Below are 19,052 nucleotides of genomic sequence, written 5' to 3' on the forward strand. Positions count from 1 at the left end.
CGCGGCTTCACGGAGTGCACACACGGCGCCAGTGGTCACTGGCAAGGTTTGCGCTGATCAGGCTGTTGTAGGGGTACGACCACGGATGGTTCAGCTTTTTCCGATCACCCGATCACCCGATCACGAGCCGATCACGCGCGCCCTTGAAGAGGGCGGTGCCTTTCTTCTCGTCCGGGGTGCCCTTGGGCATCTGCACCTGGAGCTGGTACATCCGGTCGTCGGCGGTACGGACGACGAGCTTGAGGACGCGGACCGGCTTGTCGTCGGGGTCGTAGGTGACGTCGGACAGCGCGGCCCGGTCGCCGTGGAAGGTGGTCGCGGTGTACTGGCCTGCCCTGTGCTCGTGCCCCTCCATACCCACCGCGGTCTCCTTGGCCTCGGCCATCGGCGCGGCGGGCGCCTTCGTCCACTCGGTGAACTGGACCCCGATGACCCCGTCGGCGCCGTCGTTGTAGACACTCAGCCGGGAGGGGTCGCCGGCCTCGCCGACCCGGTACAGCTCCCGGTACCGCTCGGGCAGATAGAGGACGGCGTCCACGGCCGGCTCCCGGCGGGCGGTCCAGGTGACGGCACTGCCACCCCCCTCCCGGGCGGGCGCCTCGGTGAGGGTCGCGGTCCGCTGCGTAACGTCCTTGCCCCCGGACGCGGAGAAGTGCGACGCGCCGACCCAGGTCCCGGCGACGAGGAGGACGGCGATCGCGGCGAGGGGGGCGGGGCGGAGGCGGGGGGTGGGCTTGGGGGGACGTGGGCGGGGGGTGGGCTCGGCGGGATGCGGGCGGGGGGTGGGCCCGGCAGGACGCGGGCGGAGGGTGGGCTCGGCAGGACCTGGGACGCGCGCGGTCGCGGAGCTGTCAGTGGGTTCGGGGCCGCCCGCGGTTCCGGACTCGCCGGCCGGCGTCGGCATCCCGTCGGCGGCTACGGCATCGGGCCCTGGCGCGGTACCGGCGGAGCCGGTGTCCAGCTCTGACGCCGTATCGGTGGGGCTGGCGTCCGGCCCCGCCGCGGCACTGGCGGAGCCGGCGCCCGCCCCCGACGCCCTGCCCCCGGAGCCGGCGCCCGCCCCCGACGCCCTGCCCCCGGAGCCGGCGCCCGCCCCCGACGCCCTGCCCCCGGAGCCGGCGCCCGCCCCCGACGCCCTGCCCCCGGAGCTGACGCCCAGCCCCGAAGCGGTACTGGCAGAGCCGCTGTCCATCCCCGACGCCCTGCCCTCAGAGCCCGCGCCCAGCCCCGAAGCGGTCCCAGCGAAGCCGTCGTCCAGCGCCGACGCCCTGTTCCCGGGGCCGGGCGTCGCCCCCGATGCCCTGTTCCCGGGGTCAGGCATCGCCCCCGGCCTCCGTCCCCCGGAGCCGGCACCCGCCCCCGACGCCCTGCCCGCGGAGCCGGCGCCCGACCCCGACGCGGTGCCCCCGGAACCCGCGCCCAACCCCGACGCGGTGCCCGCAGACCCAGCGCCCGACCCCGACGCGGTGCCCCCGGAACCCGCGCCCAACCCCGACGCGGTGCCCGCAGACCCAGCGCCCGGCCCCGACACGGTGACCCCGAAGCCCCCGCCCGCCCCCGACGCCGTTCCACCGGCCCCCGTGCCCGACCCCGCCTTCACCCCCAGCCGTACGGTCCCCGAGTCGTCGGACAGTTCCCGTAGTCGCGACGCGTCCCGAGCCCCCGTCACCCCGCCGTCGGTGCCCGGTGTCGGCCGGCCCTCCGTCACCGCCTCCAGCACGGCCGCGCACTCCTGTGCGCCGGGCCGTCCGGCGGGCTCCTTCATCAGGAGCCGTGCGATCAGTGGTCCGAGCGGGCCGGCCTGTTTTGGCTCGGGCGGATCCGAGGCGAGGACGGCGGCGAGTGTGGACTCGACCGTCGGACGCCTGAAGGGGGAAGCGCCCTCCACGGCGGCGTAGAGGAGCACGCCGAGGGACCACAGGTCGGATGGCGGGCCCGCGCTGCGTCCCGACATTCGCTCCGGTGCGACGAACTCCAGGGAGCCGACGAACTCGCCGCTCGCCGTGAGCGACTCCTCGCCCTGGACGTGCGCGATGCCGAAGTCCGTGAGGACGACGCGGCCGTGGGGGCCGAGGAGGACGTTGGCCGGCTTGACGTCGCGGTGGACGATCCCGACGCTGTGCGCGGCGTGCAGAGCCCCGAGCACCGCCAGGCCGATACGCGCGGCCTCCGCGGTGTCGACCGGCCCGCGTCGGAGGATCTCGTGCAGGGACTCCCCGCGGATCAACTCCATGACGATCCACGGGAGTCCGTCGTCGTCCACGACCACGTCGTGGATGGAGACGGCGGCCGGATGGTCGACGCGCGCGGCGGCGCGGGCCTCGCGGTGGAGGCGGCTCGCGGCCCGCCGGCGGTGCTCGTCCTCCGGGTCACCGGGCAGCCGCGGCTGCTTGACGGCGACGTCCCGGCCGACGAGTTCGTCGTACGCCTGCCAGACCGTGCCCATGCCGCCGGAGCCGATGCGCTCGGTCAGCCGGTAACGCCCGCCGAGCAACCGGCTCTCGCGCGCCTGTTCGCCGCCAGCACTCATGCCCCATCAGTACCTTGCGGAACGGGGACTTGTCGACGCGGCTCCGGCTACAGGGTCCGGTTGGTGAAGGCGAGCGCGTCGCCGACCCGCCGTACCTCCACGACTCCCGAGCCGCCGAAGTGCGCCGGAATCACCAACTCGCCCTGGTCGACGGCCCGTTCCAGCACCCGTCGGCGACTCGCGGCCGCCCGCGCCGGGTCCAGGCAGAAGCAGCTGCTGCACTCGGGGTGCAGGATCTGGACGGGGCTGTGCAGCAAGTCGCCGACGAGAACGGCCCGTTCGCCGCGGGAGGCGACGCGCAGGACGGACGAGCCGGGAGTGTGGCCGGGCGCCTGCTCCAGCGTGAGGCCGGCGTCGATCCGGTGCTCGCCGTCCCACAGCACGGCCTGCCCGGACCGGCGCACGGGCGCGATGCTGTCCTCGTAGATCAGCTTGTCGTCGGGGCGGACACCGCCGCCGTAGCCGCCGTCCGGGCCGAAGTGGTGGTCGTCGGCGGCGGGGAGGAGATAGGTGGCGTTCGGGAAGGCGGGCGCCCAACCGCCGTTCACGTCATGGGTGTTCCAGCCGACGTGGTCTCCGTGGATGTGGGTGTTGACCACGACGTCGACGTCCTCGGGCCGCACCCCGGCCCGCTCCAGGCGGTTGAGCAGACCGTCGCCCTGCTGCCGGTGGAACAGCGGGTTGCCCGGCCGCTCCCGCCCGTGGCCCACCCCGGTGTCCACCAGCACGGTCCGCCCGCCGCTGCGCAGCACCCAGGTCTGCAGGGCCACCACGGCACGGTCGCTGCCGGGCTCCCAGTGGTCCGGGGTCAGCGCCTGCCGGTTCCCCTCCCACACCTCGGGCCCGACGCCCGGTACGAGGTCGCGGGCGGGGGCGTACGCCGCCTGCCACTCCACGACCCGGAGCACCTCGACGTCACCGATCACGAAGCTCTGTGCGTTGTCATCAGCCATACCTCGAACACTAGAAGCGCCGCCATGAGCATCCCAATGCCTGCTCGGCTCAGTTCGATACGCTTACGTCTCATGGACGTGGTCAGCGACGCGATCTCCGCCGTACGCATCGGGCAGCCCTCCTCCAACCGGCTGCGGGTCGGCGGCAGCTGGTGCACCCGGCTGGCTCCCTACGAGGGGGCCGGGTTCCATGTGGTGCTCGCGGGCGGCTGCTGGCTGCTGCCCGACGGGGGCGGTGAGCCGGTGACGCTGGGCGCGGGGGACGTCGTACTGCTGCCGCACGGGGCGGGGCACGTGCTCGCGGACGCGCCCGGGGACACGGCGCGGGCGGTGCCGTTCGAGGAGATGACCCGGCCGGCGGGCGGCAACGGGCGGGAGGTGGAGCTGCTCTGCGGCAAGTACCGCCTGGACCACGCCCGGGTGCACCCCCTGCTCGCGGAGCTGCCGCAGGTCGTCCATCTGCCGAACCGGGTCGGCGCGCACCCCGAACTCCGGTCCGCCGTCGACCTGTTGGCCCGCGAGGTCGACGAACGCCGGCCGGGCGCCTGCCTGGCCCTGCCGAGCCTGCTCGACCTGCTGCTGATCTACATGGTGCGGGCGTGGATGACGGAGTCGGCGACCGGTTCCTGGCCGGCGGTCCTGAGCGACCCGGTGACGACGGCGGCCCTGCGCGCCCTGCACTCGGACCCGGCGGCGCCCTGGACCAACGACCGGCTTGCGGCGGAGGCGGGCGTGTCCCGGGCGACCCTGGCCCGCCGTTTCACGGCCCTGGTCGGCCGACCGCCGATGGCCTACCTGACCTGGTGGCGGCTGACCCTGGCGGCGACCCGGCTGCGGGACACGGACGCCCCGCTGGCGGCGGTGGCCAGGGAGGCGGGGTACGGGACGCCGTACGCGCTGTCCCACGCCTTCAGCCGGGAGTTCGGGGTGACGCCGGGGCGGTTCAGAGCTGGTGGATCTTCCAGTTCGCGATGACCTTCGCGGCGATCTCGCGGCCCTCGTCCGTGAAGTAGCCCCTGGCCGGGTAGTCGATCCACAGGCGGTACATGTCGCCCTCGCCGTTGCGGTAGTAGCGGACCTGGGCCTCGCGCCGCTGCCCGTCGTCCGTCGAGCTGTAGGAGATGGTGTTCTCGGCGGCCTCGCGGCCGTCGAAGGTCGTCTCCTTCGGCTCGCCCTTCGGGACCGGCTTGTCGGCGATGCCCCACGAGTACTCGCCGTCCTTGAGCGTCGCCCACTCCGCGAAGGCCCGGGCCGCCGCGGACTCCTGGATCTCGTTGCTCTTGTCGTCGGCCTTGAGGTCACGGTCGACGGTGAGCCAGACCGCGCCACTCGGGTCCGTGAAGGTCACGCTCGTGTCGTCCGTCTCGGTGGTCGGCTTGCTCACCACGAAACCCGCGGGCATGCCGATGGTGGAACCGACCTTCGCGCCCAGGTCCTTGGTCTTCCAGCCGTCCGGCAGCGTCCCCGCGAAGGGATCGGCGGTCAGCAGATACGCCGCCAGCGCCGCCGCGACCACGCCCGCGCCGATGCCGAGCCACGCCTTGCGGCCGAGGGTGACTCCTCGTCGTACCACTTGCACGACCTGTGTGGGCGCCGGTGCCGGAGGATTCGCGGTCTCGGTCAGCAGGGCTCTGACCTGGGCCGCGTTCGGTCTGTGGGCCGGGTCCTTCTGGAGCAGGCCGGTGATCACCTGGGCGAGCGGGCCCGGCACCGAAGCCGGCGCCGTGGGCGTGGCGTTGAGGACCGACTGGAGGGTGGCCGGGGTGTTGCTGCGGCGGAACGGGGAGACGCCCTCCGTCGCCGCGTACAGGACCACGCCGAGCGACCACAGGTCCGAGGCGGGGCCCGGCCGCTGGCCCAACACCCGTTCGGGGGCGATGTATTCGGGCGAGCCGACGAAGTTGCCGGTGTCCGTCAGGTTCGTCTCGCCCTCGATCTGGGCGATGCCGAAGTCGGTGAGGACGACCCGGTCGTGCCGGCCGAGCAGGACGTTGTCGGGCTTGACGTCCCGGTGCAGGATGCCCGCCGCGTGCGCGGCCTCCAGCGCGCCCAGCACCTCCAGGCCGATGCGCGCCGCCTCGCGCGCGCCCAGCGTGCCCTCCTCCAGCGCGCTGCCCAGCGAACGGCCCTGCACCAGCTCCATGACGATCCACGGCTGACCGTCGACCACGGCCACGTCGTGGACGTTCACGACCGCCGGGTGGTCGAGGCGGGCCGCGGCCCGCGCCTCGCGCCGCATCCGCTCGAAGACGTTGGCCCGTTCGCGTTCGGGAAGGTGGTCCGGGATCCGGGGCTCCTTGACGGCGACCTCACGGTCGACGGTCTCGTCCTTGGCCCGCCACACCGTGCCCATACCGCCGTGCCCGAGCTTCGACAGCAGCCGGTAGCGGCCGGCGATCAGCCGCCCGGTACCGAACTCCTGCTGGGGCTGCGGTGGTTGCAGGACGAAACTCGTCGTGTCGTCGAACTGGTTGCCGTGTCCCCCGCTGCTGCTCATGCGTCCATCCATATCGCGGCAACCGCCCCAGGATCCACCGGGAATGCTTTCCGGTCACAGACCCGTGACCATCCTTACGTGCCTCGCATGCCTTACGTGCCGACAAAGGTGTCGACCGCGACGTCGAAGTACTCCTTCGCCTCCCGCACCTTCCCGACCGGCGCCGACACCCACACGTCGTACATCCGGCCGCCCTCCTCCCAGCACAGGTCGTAGGTGTGCCGGGGCCCCTCCGCCGTGCTGAAGCCGTTCCAGGTGAACTCCCAGAGCGCGGCCGGGTGTCCGTCATGGGTGGTGGAGGTGACCCGGCCGTCGTGGTAACCGGGGTTGCTGTCCGGCCCCTTGGCCGCCGAGCGCCGCATCACGGCGAGCGGGCCGTCCGGATCGGGGTCGGCGAGCTTGATGCCGAGGCGGAAGGTCTCCCCCGGCGACATGTAGAAGACCCGCTCGCCCTGCGGCTCGCGGGTGAAGCCCTCCGGCACGGCGAGGGAGAAGCCGGCCGGGTCGTCGGCGACGCGATAGCCGGAGGGCGCGGAGGGGCGGGTGGCGGTGACGGACGGGGTTGGGGTCGGGGTTGGGGTGGGGGTCGCGGTGGGGCTCGGGACGCCGGTCGTCGGCGACGCGCTCACGGACGTAACCGGCCCCGAACTCGTCGGCGTACGGCCGCCCCCGTCGTCCCGGTTCATCAGCAGCGCCGCCGCCGACACGCCCGCCCCGGCCGTCGCGGCGACCAGCAGCGCGGCGATCAGCACGCCCCGGGTGGAGCGGCGGGTCTCGACCGTGGGCGAGGGCGCGGGAGCCGGCGTCGGCGGGCGTGGCACGTCCCGCTGCGTCGGGCTGTAGCCGGGCGGCGGCTGCGGGGTGCGGCCGGTGTCGCGGAAGGCGCGCAGCATCCGCTCGGCCTGCGCCGCGTCCAGCCGCCGGTCCGGATCGCGCTCCAGCAGCCCTCGTACGACGGGCAGCAGCGGCCCCGCCTGCGCGGGCGGGCGGATGTCGTCGAAGACGACGGCGTGCAGGATGCCGCCCAACGAGTCGCGCCGGAACGGGGATTCACCGCTGAGCACCGTGCACAGCAGCGCGCCCAGCGACCACAGGTCGGACTCGGGCCCGGTGCGGGCCCCCGACATCCGCTCGGGCGCGGTGTACTCGGGCGAGCCGACGAAGGACCCGGTCTCGGTGAGCGTCGTGGCGCCCGCGACCTGCGCGATGCCGAAGTCGGTGAGCACGACCCGGTCCGAGCCGGACTCCATGAGGACGTTGGCCGGCTTGATGTCCCGGTGCAGGACACCGGCGGCATGCGCGGTGCGCAGCGCGCTCAGCAGCCCGATCCCGATCCGGGCGGCCTCGTCCGCACCGACCGGCCCGCGCGCGGAGATACGGTCGGCGAGCGAGCCGCCGTCGATCAACTCCATGACGATGTACGGCCGTTCGTCGTCCTCGACCACGTCGTGCACGACGATGATGTGCGGGTGCCGCAACTGCGCCACCGCCCGCGCCTCGCGCAGCGTCCGCTCACGCCGGCTCCGGGCCTCGTCGTCGGAGAGCGTGTCGTCGAAGGGCAGTTCCTTGACGGCCACCTGACGCCCCAGCAGCTCGTCGGTGGCGCGCCACACCACACCCATGCCGCCACGGCCGAGCCGCGATTCGAGCCGATACCGGCCCGCGATGACGCGGACGCCTGCCCCCTCGGTCCCCATGCGCCCCATCATGCCGCACCGGAGAGACCGGCTCCGGTACACCGACCGGCCAACCGCCCGGACGGCCCGCCGCCGCGCGCTCTACTGCTGGGTCTTCTCCTGCCAGCCCTGCAGCACCGACTTGAACTGCTTGCTGGTGGTCGCCCAGTCGTCCGCGGGCGAGGAGACGTAGATCGCGTACTCGGTGCCCTCCGCCGACATGTATGTCTCCTCGACCGCGCGCCGCGGTCCGGGGAAATCGGCGGCCGTGCCCTCGGTCCAGGTGTACTCCCAGATGCCGCCGGGGCGGTCGCGGTAGGTGTTCTTCTCCAGCCGCACCCGGTGGTAGTCGGAGATGCGCTTGGTGAGCTGCCCCTCCAGGTTCAGCTGGTGCGAGTAGGCGTCCGCGAAGTCCGGCGAGGTGTCGATGGCGATCCGGACGAAGTGGTCGCCGCCGTCCGGCGTGTAGTCGACCTGCCTGATGTCGCCGTCCACGCCGAAGACCTTCCGCGACCAGCCCTCGGGCAGGTAGACGCTGAAGCCCCAGGGGTCGTCGTACCGCTTCCAGCTGGCGGGAACGTTCCCGTTCGCGTTCCCGGTCGGCGAGCTCGACGCCGACGGGCTCGGCGAGGTGGACGGGCCCACGCTTCCGGAACCGCCCGTGTCCCGCCCCTGGTCCCACTGCTGGTACGCGAAGGCCGCGCCGCCACCCACGACCGCGGCGAGGACGAGCGTGAGGAGGGCGGTGCGCAGCCGCCGGCGCTTCTTCGGCGCGGGAGCGGTGGCCGAGGGGTGGCCCGGACCGCCCATGCCGGTCGGCCCGATCGTCGTCGGCCCGGTGACCGGGGGGTACGGCGTCGCGGAGCCGGTCCGCGGCGTCGTACCGCCGAATCCGTTCGTACCGGTGTGGCCGGTGTGGCCGGTGTGGTGGCCGCCGGTCCCCGTCTCGTAGCGCGGGCCGCCGTGCTGGGTCGGGACATAGGCCTGCGCCGAGTGCGAGCGGCGGCCCTCGGCCGCCTCGGCGAGCATGTGCTCCGCCTCGGTCGCGTCCGGACGGTCGGCGGGGTCCTTGGCCAGCAGCGCGCGGAGGACGGGCCCGAGCGGACCGGCGTAGCGCGGCTCGCCGGCCTCCTCCTCGACGACCGCCTGCATGGTGGTCAGCGGCGAGGTACGGCGGAACGGCGACCGGCCCTCCACCGCGGTGTAGAGGGTGGCGCCGAGCGCCCACAGGTCGGAGGCGGGGCCCGGGTCATGGCCGCGGACGCGCTCGGGGGCGAGGTAGTCGACGGAGCCGACGACCTCGCCGGTGCGGGTGATCGTCGTATCGCCCTCGATCTGGGCGATGCCGAAGTCGGTGAGGAGGACGCGGCCGTCGTGGCCGATGAGGACGTTGCCGGGCTTCACGTCACGGTGCAGGACGCCCGCGGAGTGCGCGGCGCGCAGCGCCCGCAGCACCCACAGCCCGATCCGGGCGGCCTCAACGGGCTCGACACGGCCGCGCTCCTTGACCGCGTCGGCGAGCGAGTAGCCCTCGACGAGCTCCATGACGATCCACGGCCGCCCGTCGTGTTCGAGCACGTCATGGACGGTGACCACGGCGGAGTGGTTGATGCGCGCGGCGGCGCGCGCCTCGGCACGGGTGCGCGCGAGCAGCCGCTCCCGGTCGCTCTCCGAGACGTAGAGCGCGGCGGTCAACTCCTTGATCGCGACAGCCCGGTGCAGCACCTCGTCGTGTGCGCGCCACACGCGGCCCATGCCGCCGCTGCCGATCGAGTCGGCGAGCCGGTAGCGGCCCGCGACAAGCTGGCCCTGCATCTGATTCACGTTGCCCCGCAATGGTCTTGACAGGGTCAGACTAAGTACCGTGCCCCCGTCCATGGAACCAGCGAAGCCCCAAGGTGACAGCACTGTGACGGTTGTCGCTTTCCGGGGACTCCCCGGAGCTCCCCGGGGCTCCCGGGTGTGACTGTCAGCCCGTGTACGTGTACGTCGCGTAAGCCTGCTCGTACAGCTTCGTCACCTCGTCGCGCTGGGACTCCGGCCCACGCACCTGTACGACGTGGTAGCGCCCGTCGATCAGGATCGCGAGGTTGCGCACATACAGGTCGCGTCCGCTGCCGTCGGTCCAGGTGAACTGTCCCTCGGCCATGGTCCGCGTGCCCACCGTGATGGTCCGCAGCCCGGTCGCGGTGGCCCAACTGGAGCTGCGGTACGGCTGCAGCTCGTGCTCCTCGTCGCGCTGGTACGCCATCGGGTCGCTGCCGTAGGTCACGGCGCCGTCCCGGCCCGGCACGACGATCAGCTCGAAGTCGCCCTTGGAGTAGACGATCTGGTTCCAGCTGTTCTTGTCCGCCCGCGACCAGCCCTTGGCGACGGCGACCTGGAAGCCCTCGGGGTCCTTGCGCAGGGTGAACCCGGCGCCGACGTCGGGGTCGGTGGTCTGCGTCTGCGTGGCCCCCGCCGACTTGGAGGGAGTGGGACTGTCGGCGGCCTTGGTCGAGGACTGATCGGGCTGCGGCTGACTACTGGCACTCTGGTCGGACCGCTCGGGCGCGGGACTGACCTGCCCGGCGGCACCGGTCCTGTCCTCCCCGCTCGCGCCGCTGTCGTCCCCGGCCTTCGGCATGAAGAGCATGGCGTACGCGATGGCGCCAGCGAGCAGCAGCAGGATGAGCAGGAGGAGCGTACGGCCGAGCTTGCGGGGCGAGCCCGCCTGCTCCTTGGCCCGCTTGTGCCGGCCGTGCGGGGTGGTCGCGGGCAGCCCGGCCTTCCGCCGCCGCACGAGCTCGCCCCGCCGCCGTACGACGGGCAGCCGGCTGACGTCGACGGGCGGCGCGGCGACGACGTGCGCGCCGGCGTCGGGCTCCGGCGCGGACCGCACGAGCGAGCGCAGCCAGCCCCTGACTTCCTCGAAGTCCAGCCGCTCGGTCGGGTCCTGGCGCAGCAACGACTCGACGACCGGCCTCAGCGGCCCGCACTCCTCGGCGAAGGCCGGCGGCTCGGCACACACCATCTGCACGAGCTCGGCGGTCGACTCCTCGGGATAGGGCGCATGCCCCTGCACGGCCCGGAACAGCAGTGCCCCGAGCGCCCACAGATCGGTGGCGGGCCCGATCGGCGCCGCCAACTGCCAGTTCTCGTGCACGGGCCCGGCCTGCTCGGGCGCCCACCGCTCGGTGACGGGCCCCACAACAGCCATCCGAGCCTGCCGCGCCCGCTCGGCAGCGAGCGCGGTGGCGGGGCCGCGGGGTGGGGCGGGGGGCGGGGCGGGGGTACCGGCTACCAAGTCGTGCCAGTGGGTGGGGGGTTGGGGGGTGGGGGAGGGGTGGGAGGAGGGTGCTTCGGGGGCGGGGGAAGGGTGGGGGGAGGGTGCGTCGAGGGCGGGGGTGCCTTCGGGAGCGAGGGCGGGCATGCCGGGTGCGGGACTCCCGCCGAAGCCGGGGCCCGGGAGGCCGGTCGGGGGTGCCGTGTCCAGGTCGGCGGGGCCGTTGCCCGTGGCACCGGCAGCCGCGCCGCCGTTCCCGGCAACGCCACGCGGAGTGGCCCCGTGCCAGGACGTGCCGCCCACGCCGTAGGGGTCGGCGATCTGCCCCGGCGGCGTGACGCTGCTGCGGGCATCCTGCACGCCTTCGCCGGAGGCGTACGGCTGTGCGGTGCCGTTGGCAGCCGGGCCGACAGTGCCCTCACCGGGCGCATACGGTTGCAGCGCCGAACCGTTGGCCTGGCCGGCGGAGCCGACGTCACCGGCCGGGTGGGCCTGCGCCGAGCCGTAGGCCTGGTCCCCGAGGCTGCCGTCAACGGCCGGGGCGGACTGTGCTGAACCGTTGGCCTGCCCGCCGAAGCCACCGTCACCGCCCGGGTGAGCGTGTGCCGAACCGTAGCCCTGGCCCGCCAGGCCGCCGTCACCGCCGGGGGCAGCCTGTGCTGAACCGTTGGCCTGCCCCCCGAAGCCGACGTCACCAGCCGAATGGGCCTGCGCCGAACCGTAACCCTGGCCCACCACGCCGCCGTCACCGGCCGGATACGCCTGCGTCGCACCGTTGCCCGTCGCGCCGACCCCGCCCTCGGGTGCCAGGCGCGCTCCCGGCAGGGCCGCGCGGCCGTTCTGCGCCTCCTGCACCCTGGCCGCCGCCCGGGCGCCCGCCCGATACGCGGCGATGGCCCCGGCCCGCGCCGCCCTGACGTCGCCGCCGCTCGCAAGAGCCTTGGGAGCGAGGGCCCCCGCCCCACCACTCCGTTGCCCCGAATCCGTCTCCGCACTCGGCAACCCGCCGGCCGAACGCGCCCTGATGGCAGCACTCCGAGCAGCCACAGGATCCATACCGCCAGGAGCCGCGCCCCCCTGCGCCCCTCCTATGCCGACGTGGCCACCCGGCCCACCGGACAGGCCACCGGGACCGCCACGCCCCAGGGCACCGCCACCAGGACCACCCGGGCCACCCGGGCCACCGAACGTACCGCCGACACCGCCGCTGCCATGCCCTCCAGTGCCACCGCCACCGCCACGGGCACCGGCACCGCCCCCGTCACCACTTCCGCCCCCGACCCCGCCGTCACCCGCCGGCGCCGGTACCGGGTCGTAGCCGCACAGGGCCTCCTCCGCCGCGCCCACCGCCAGGCCCGTCAGCATCACGCGGCCGTCGTCGCAGATCAGCACGGTACGGGCGGTGATGTTCCGGTGTACCCAGCCATGCGCGTGCAGCACCCGCAACGCCATCAGCACGTCGGACGCGACCTCAGCCGCCCGGTACGGCGTCAGCGGCTTCTCCGCGAGGAACGCCGCCAGCGGCCGCGCCGCCACGAACTCGCTCACGATCCACAGCGACCCACCCTCGGCGAACACGTCGAAGACCTGGTCGAGCCGAGGATGATCGGGTATTCGCGCCGCGGCCTGCGCCGCCTCCACCGCGCGCCGCACGGCGGGATCCGTCGGCCGGCGCGGCCCCGTACGCGTCGGCGACCGTCGAGCCCCCCGCTCCCGGGGCTCACGCGCCGTGAACCCGTCGGGCAGCCCCTCCGCGTCGAGCACCTCCGCCTCGACGACCTCCGGCAACGGCACCTGCCGGACGAGGACTTCCTGCCCGCTGTACGTGTCGAAGGCGCGGGTCTCGGTGAGTTCGTACTCGTCGGAGGGCGGCAGCGGCAGGCGGTAGCGGTCGGCGAGAACCCGACCCGCGTAGTCGTCCACATTGCCTCCCTCGGCCGCCCGGTTGGTCAATTCCGTTCGCCTTGTGCCCCGTTCCGGACGCATACCCGGATGCGTACGGTCCGCAAGCCTTCACGATACGTGCCGGAGGCAACCTGCAAAGAGCGGATGCCGGATCTCATTCCTCAAACACGCACAGTTACTTCGACGACTCGGGCTCGAACGTGTTCGCGAGCGTCTTCCACGTGTCCTTACGAAGCTCAGTGCCCCAATTGACCGCTTTCGCGGTGTACATCAGCGCATACCCGAGATGACTGTTGACGACGAACCCGCGGTCGATCGTCCGGTACTCGGTCCCGCTCTCCACATAGGTGAACTCCCAGTCGGCCGTGTTCCAGCCGCGGTAGCTCACCTCCTCTATTCGGATCTTCCGGTACTGCGAGCGCGTCATGTAGCGCTCCTGGTTCTTCCAGTCGGCCACCGGGTCGCTCTTGGGCGTGCTGGTCCAGGCGACCAGCAGCTTCTGCCCGTCGGGCCCGGTGAACCGGTCCCCCGCGGCCCCCGTCGACTCGTACTTCCACCCCTTGGGCAACCCGATCGAGTACCCCTGACCGCCCTTGTACGTCTTCTCGACCGCGCTGCCACCGGACGAACCGTCAACCCCCGCACCGCTGCCACCGGACGCGGACGGACTGTTGCTGGGCGTGCTCCCGCCCGCCGCGGCACCGGGAGACGCCGTCGAACCGCTGCCCGTCCCGCTCCCGCCGCTCTTGTCCTCCTTGGTGTCGGCACTCGCCGACGCGCTCGCAACGGCCTTGCCGCCACCGCCCTTCGCCCCGTCGGAGCTCTTGCCGTCGTCCCCGCTCAGCGTGATCGCCAGCACGGTCCCGAGCACCGCCAGCGCCACGACCACGGCGATGATCACCAGGGTCCGCTTCGGCACCACATCGGTGATCGGCGCCCTCGGCACGGGCCGCGGCGGCAGCTCCGGCAGATCCGGCGGCGTCATCTTGGGCCATCCCGAACTCGCCCCGCCCGCGGCTCCCTTGGCAGAGCCCGCGGAGGAAGCAGCTGCGGAAGATGCCGACCCGGAGGAGGCAGACCCCGAGGAACTCGAGGACCCCGAGGTAGAGGAGAAGCCGGACGAGCCCTTGGCGCCCGCGGACGTCGAGGAACCCACCGGGGCACCCGCCGCCGACCTGCCACCGGACCTGGCCGGCGGAACAGGCGGAGCAGACGGAGCAGACGGAGCGGGCGGAGCAGACGGCGACGACGAAGCCGCCCCCGCCACCGCGGCGGAGCCCGAAGCAGCAGAACCCGAACCCCCCGCAGCCTTACCACCAGAACCGGAACCAGAACCGGAACCAGAACCGGACACCGAACCGGAACCGGCCCCTGTCCGCGTCCCCGCTCCGGCCGCCCCGGCCACCCCGGCGCTCCCAGCCACCCCGGCCGACCCACCCGACGCACTCCCGCCGGTCTCCGAACCCGCCTTGCCGCTCCCCGACTTCCCCCGGGACGCGGCCGCCGATCCGGCCGCCGACCCCGCGGCCACCGCGGCCTTGCGCATCGAACGCAGCGCCCCGCGCAGCTTCTCCGCCGCCTCCTCGCCCCGCTTGCCGACGGAGCCACCCGAACTCCCCTTGCCCGAAGGCCCGTCGGGCTGCGCCGGGATCGGCACGACCCGGGTCGCGTCGGCCGGCGGCTCCGGCTCGGCGGCCTTCGGCTCGGGCGCGTGGATCACCGCGTTGAACATCGCCCGGGCCCCCGCGTCGTCCAGCCGCTTCGCCGGGTCCTTGGTGAGCAGCCCGTAGATGACGTCCTTCAGCGGCCCGGCGTTCTTCGGCTCCTCCAGCGGCTCCGTCATCACCGCGGTCAGCGTCGCGATCGCCGACCCCTTGTCATACGGCGGCACGCCCTCGACCGCCGCGTACAGCAGTCCGCCGAGCGACCACAGGTCGGCCGCGGGGCCCGGCTTGTGCCCGCGGGCCCGCTCCGGGGAGATGTAGGAGGGCGCGCCGACGAGCATGCCGGTCGAGGTGATGGACGGGTCGCCCTCGACCTGGGCGATGCCGAAGTCGGTGAGCACGACGCGGTCGGTGTCGGACTCCAGCAGCACGTTGGACGGCTTCACGTCACGGTGCAGGATGCCCTCGCGGTGCGCCGAACGCAGCACGTCGAGTATCGCGAGCCCCACCTCCGCCGCCCGCTTCGGCTCCAGCAGGCCGTCCTCCCGGATGACCTCGGCCAGCGACTTGCCCTCGACGAGCTCCATCACGATCCAGGGCCGGTCGTCCTCCTCGACCACGTCGAAGACCGTCACCGCGCTGTTGTTGCGGATCCGCGCGATCGCCTTGGCCTCGCGCAGCGTCCGTGTGATCAGCCGGCGCTTCTCGTCCTCGTCGATGTTCGACGGGAACCGCAGCTCCTTGACGGCCACCGTCCGGCCCAGGGTCTCGTCCTCTGCCCGCCACACCGTGCCCATGCCGCCGCGGCCGAGCACCCCTCCCAGCCGGTACCGCCCGGCGAGAAGACGCTCGTTCTTGTCCTGACGAGTGTCCTGACGAGATGTCCCCGCCCGCTCCTCCGACATGCGTCCCCTCATACAACCCGCCCTGACAGAGCCTCCATTGTCCCTCACCCGACAAGTGCCCGACGCCTAGGGTGCCCCTGTTCCCGCACGAGGCCCCGGACACCGGTTCGACACCGCCCCCGTCCCCCCGCGCCCCCACGAACGGCCCCACACAACCACCTCAAAGCCCCCACCCAGCCACGGCCCACGGCGCACCCCACGCAGATCCGCCGCGGTGCCCCGGGGGGCGACCCTCACGGGTCTGTCGCGGTGCCCTGGAGGACAGCCCTCGCGGGTCTGTCGCGGTGTCCTGGGGGACGGCCCTCGCGGGTCTGCCGCGATGCCCGAGGACAGCCCACGCGGGCCCGCCGCGATTCCCGGGAACAGCCCACGCAAGTCCACCGCCGGTCCCGAGGACAGCCCCCCGCAAGTCCACCGCCGGTCCCGGCGGCGACCCGCACAGGTCCGCCCTGCATGATGGCCCGCAACAAGGAAGGGACCCCCCACGATGCCGTCGCTGAGGACGCTCCTGGCCGTGCCGGTGTCCCTGACCCTGCTGGCCCTCGCCCCGGCCACTACCACCAAGCCGCCACCCTCGACCCCTCCCCCAGCCACCGCCTCCACATCCCCGACCTCGGCCCCGGCCTCGGCCCCGACGACGGCCCCGACCGCAGACGCGATCCTCCACCTCCTCACCACCCAGGGCCGCGCCCCCGCCGCCGCCCTCCTCACCCGCGAGGAACCGAACACCCGCACCACGCCCAGCACCGCCGGCATCGGCACAGCCCCCGCCCCCACCCCCGTCACCAGCCCCATCACCACCCACTACGCCCAGGCCGGCCAGGACATCGCCCGCGCCGACCACTTCCGCGCCGGCAGCATCACCAAGACCTTCATCGCGACCGTCGTCCTCCAACTGGCCGCCGAACACCGCCTGTCGCTGGACGACACCGTCGAGCAGCACCTGCCCGGCCTGATCCGCGGCGCCGGCAACGACGGCCGCACGATGACCCTGCGCGCCCTGCTCACCCACACCAGCGGCCTGAACGACTTCACCGTCGAAACCAAGGGCGTCGTCCCCCTCTCCCCGCTTCAGGCCGTACGCATCGCCCTCACCCACCCCCCGACCGACCCCGGCCGCTACCACTACTCCAACACCGACTACGTCCTGCTCGGCATGGTCATCCAGCAGGTCACCGGCCGCTCCTACGCCACCGAGGCCGAGCGGCGCATCATCGCTCCGCTGGGTCTGACCGGCACCTCCTTCCCCGGTTCCCGCACCTCCCTCCCCTCCCCGCACGGCCGCGCCTACGCCGCCGACGGAACCGACGTCACCGAGCTCGACCCGCGGGTGGCCGGGGCCGCGGGCGAGCTGGTGAGCACCCTCGCCGACCTGGACCGCTTCTACGCGGCGCTGCTCGGCGGCGAGCTGCTGCCCCCGCGCCTGCTGCGCGAGATGCTCGACACCCGTACCGCACACGGCCTGTACGGCATGGGCCTGTTTCCCCAGAAGCTGTCGTGCGGCATCACGGTGTGGGGGCACAACGGCCGTATCACCGGCAGCTACGTGCGCACCGCGGCCACCGTGGACGGTCGTCGCGTCCTCACCTTCCGGGTGAACACGACGGCGATCGCAGACCCCGACCTCGAACCGGCCCTGCTCACCGCCGAGTTCTGCCCCCGCACCTCGTAGAACGACCAGCTCCCGAACGAAGATCCCACTCCGCGACACCCGTTCGAGTGAACCGTTCACCGACGGTCCCCCAAGCGCCCCGGGGAGCACCCCCGAACGCCCTGGACATGCCCGGACACCTTGGACGTGCCCGGACACCCCAGATGCCCCAGACACCCCGGACGCCCAGATGTCCCAGACGCCCCGGACACCCCAGATGTCCCGGACGCCCCGGACGCCCAGATGCCCCAGACGCCCCAGACGCCCCGGACGCCCCCAGACCGCCTACAACGGCACGATGTCCGGCGCCCCCAGCCGCGCCGCGTCCGCCGTCAGATCGTCCGGCTGCCGCTGCGACTCCCGCTCGGCCTCCACCCGCTTCTCGTAGTGCTCGACCTCGCGCTCGATCTGGTCCTTGTCCCACCCCAGCACCGGCGCCATCAGCTCGGCGGCCTCACGAGCACTCCGCGTCCCCCGGTCGAAGGTCTCGATGGAGATGCGGGTGCGCCGGGTCAGCACGTCGTCCAGGTGCCGCGCACCCTCGTGCGAGGCGGCGTACACGATCTCGGCGCGCAGATAGTCGTCGGCCGCCTGCAGCGGCTCGCCCAGTGAGGAGTCGGAGGCGACGAGGTCGAGGACCTCCTCCGCCATCGAGCCGTAACGGTTCAGCAGATGCTCCACGCGCACCACGTGCAGACCCGTGCGCGCCGCGATCCGCGCTCGCGCGTTCCACAGCGCCCGGTACCCCTCGGCGCCCAGCAGCGGCACGTCCTCCGTCACGCACTCGGCGACGCGCAGGTCGAGCCCGTGCACCGCCTCGTCCACCGCGTCCTTGGCCATCACCCGGTAGGTCGTGTACTTGCCGCCCGCCACGACGACAAGACCCGGCACGGGATGTGCCACGGTGTGCTCGCGCGACAGCTTGCTGGTGGCGTCGGACTCGCCGGCCAGCAGTGGCCGCAGCCCGGCGTACACGCCCTGCACGTCGTCCCGGGTCAGCGGCACCGAGAGCACCGAGTTCACGTGCTCCAGGAGGTAGTCGATGTCCGCGCTGGACGCGGCCGGGTGGGCCTTGTCGAGGTCCCAGTCGGTGTCCGTGGTGCCGATGATCCAGTGCCGTCCCCAGGGGATGACGAACAGTACCGACTTCTCGGTGCGCAGGATCAGGCCGGTCGAGGAGTTGATGCGGTCCTTCGGCACGACGAGGTGGATGCCCTTGGAGGCCCGGACGTGGAACTGCCCGCGCTCCCCCACCATCGCCTGGGTGTCGTCGGTCCACACGCCCGTCGCGTTGACGACCTGCTTGGCGCGGATCTCGTACTCGCCCCCCGCCTCGACGTCCTGCACGCGCGCGCCGACGACCCGTTCGCCCTCACGCAGGAAGCCCGTCACGCGCGCGCGGTTGGCGACCTTCGCGCCGTAGGCAGCCGCCGTACGCACCAGCGTGGCCACGTAACGCGCGTCGTCCATCTGGGCGTCGTAGTACTGCAGGGCCCCGACCAGCGCGTCCTTCTTCAAGGCGGGCGCCACCCGCAGCGCGTGACGGCGGCTCAGGTGACGGTGTGCCGGCAGGCCCCGCCCGTGCCCGCGGGCCATCGACATGGCGTCGTAGAGCGCGACGCCCGAACCGGCGTACAGGCGCTCCCAGCCCTGGTGCTGCAGTGGGTACAGGAACGGCACCGGTTTCACCAGATGCGGGGCGAGCCGCTCCAGCAGCAGTCCGCGCTCCTTCAGCGCCTCCCGTACGAGGGCGAAGTCGAGCATCTCCAGATAGCGCAGGCCGCCGTGGATCAGCTTGCTGGACCTGCTGGAGGTGCCCGACGCCCAGTCGCGGGCCTCCACCAGCCCGGTGGCCAGGCCGCGTGTCACGGCGTCCAGGGCGGTGCCCGCGCCGACCACGCCACCGCCCACCACCAGCACGTCCAGCTCGCGCTCGGCCATTGCTGCCAGTGACTCGGCGCGCTGCGCCGGCCCCAGTGTCGCTGTCCTCACCGCTGCCTCCTGGT

At 73.2% G+C, this 19,052-nt stretch carries 10 protein-coding genes; 2 read left to right on the forward strand and 8 right to left on the reverse strand.

Features of this window, described 5'->3' with window-relative positions; translation table 11 throughout:
* Positions 1-112 precede the first annotated feature (112 nt).
* Both MQP27_RS33960 and MQP27_RS33965 read right to left on the reverse strand, forming a co-directional pair.
* Entirely contained in the window at positions 113-2,530 is a 2,418-nt protein-coding gene (locus tag MQP27_RS33960) for a serine/threonine-protein kinase (protein WP_242772228.1), read from the reverse strand.
* Positions 2,531-2,577: 47 nt separating this feature from the next.
* A complete protein-coding gene (locus tag MQP27_RS33965) occupies positions 2,578-3,483 on the reverse strand; it encodes an MBL fold metallo-hydrolase (protein WP_242772231.1) in 906 nt (301 codons plus the stop codon).
* 72 nt (positions 3,484-3,555) lie between these two features.
* On the opposite strand from MQP27_RS33965, the gene MQP27_RS33970 reads away from it, so the two are divergent.
* Entirely contained in the window at positions 3,556-4,458 is a 903-nt protein-coding gene (locus MQP27_RS33970; protein WP_242772233.1) for an AraC family transcriptional regulator, read from the forward strand.
* Here the strand turns inward: MQP27_RS33970 and MQP27_RS33975 are convergent.
* From MQP27_RS33975 to MQP27_RS33995, 5 genes are all read right to left on the reverse strand, one after another.
* Positions 4,427-5,980 (reverse strand): serine/threonine-protein kinase, encoded by a 1,554-nt coding sequence (locus tag MQP27_RS33975; protein WP_242772237.1) that lies wholly within the window; start codon positions 5,978-5,980, stop codon positions 4,427-4,429. The two genes, MQP27_RS33970 and MQP27_RS33975, sit on opposite strands and share 32 nt — an antisense overlap.
* 92 nt (positions 5,981-6,072) lie before the next feature.
* On the reverse strand, positions 6,073-7,677 hold the full coding sequence (locus MQP27_RS33980; RefSeq protein ID WP_242772240.1) for a serine/threonine-protein kinase: 1,605 nt from the start codon (positions 7,675-7,677) through the stop codon (positions 6,073-6,075).
* Between the two features lie 81 nt (positions 7,678-7,758).
* A complete protein-coding gene (locus MQP27_RS33985; protein ID WP_242772243.1) occupies positions 7,759-9,471 on the reverse strand; it encodes a serine/threonine-protein kinase in 1,713 nt (570 codons plus the stop codon).
* 154 nt (positions 9,472-9,625) lie between these two features.
* Complete coding sequence (locus tag MQP27_RS33990) at positions 9,626-12,844, reverse strand: serine/threonine kinase C-terminal domain-containing protein (protein WP_242772246.1); 3,219 nt, start codon at positions 12,842-12,844, stop codon at positions 9,626-9,628.
* Positions 12,845-13,001: 157 nt separating this feature from the next.
* Positions 13,002-15,395: a serine/threonine-protein kinase gene (locus tag MQP27_RS33995; protein WP_242772249.1), complete on the reverse strand. Its 2,394-nt coding sequence runs from the start codon at positions 15,393-15,395 to the stop codon at positions 13,002-13,004.
* A gap of 487 nt (positions 15,396-15,882) precedes the next feature.
* On the opposite strand from MQP27_RS33995, the gene MQP27_RS34000 reads away from it, so the two are divergent.
* Complete coding sequence (locus tag MQP27_RS34000; RefSeq protein ID WP_242772252.1) at positions 15,883-17,067, forward strand: serine hydrolase domain-containing protein; 1,185 nt, start codon at positions 15,883-15,885, stop codon at positions 17,065-17,067.
* A gap of 264 nt (positions 17,068-17,331) precedes the next feature.
* Here the strand turns inward: MQP27_RS34000 and MQP27_RS34005 are convergent, their stop codons facing one another.
* Complete coding sequence (locus tag MQP27_RS34005) at positions 17,332-19,038, reverse strand: glycerol-3-phosphate dehydrogenase/oxidase (protein ID WP_242772255.1); 1,707 nt, start codon at positions 19,036-19,038, stop codon at positions 17,332-17,334.
* Positions 19,039-19,052 lie beyond the last annotated feature (14 nt).

Source organism: Streptomyces cylindrosporus (genome assembly GCF_022698165.1).
Taxonomy (GTDB): domain Bacteria; phylum Actinomycetota; class Actinomycetes; order Streptomycetales; family Streptomycetaceae; genus Streptomyces; species Streptomyces cylindrosporus.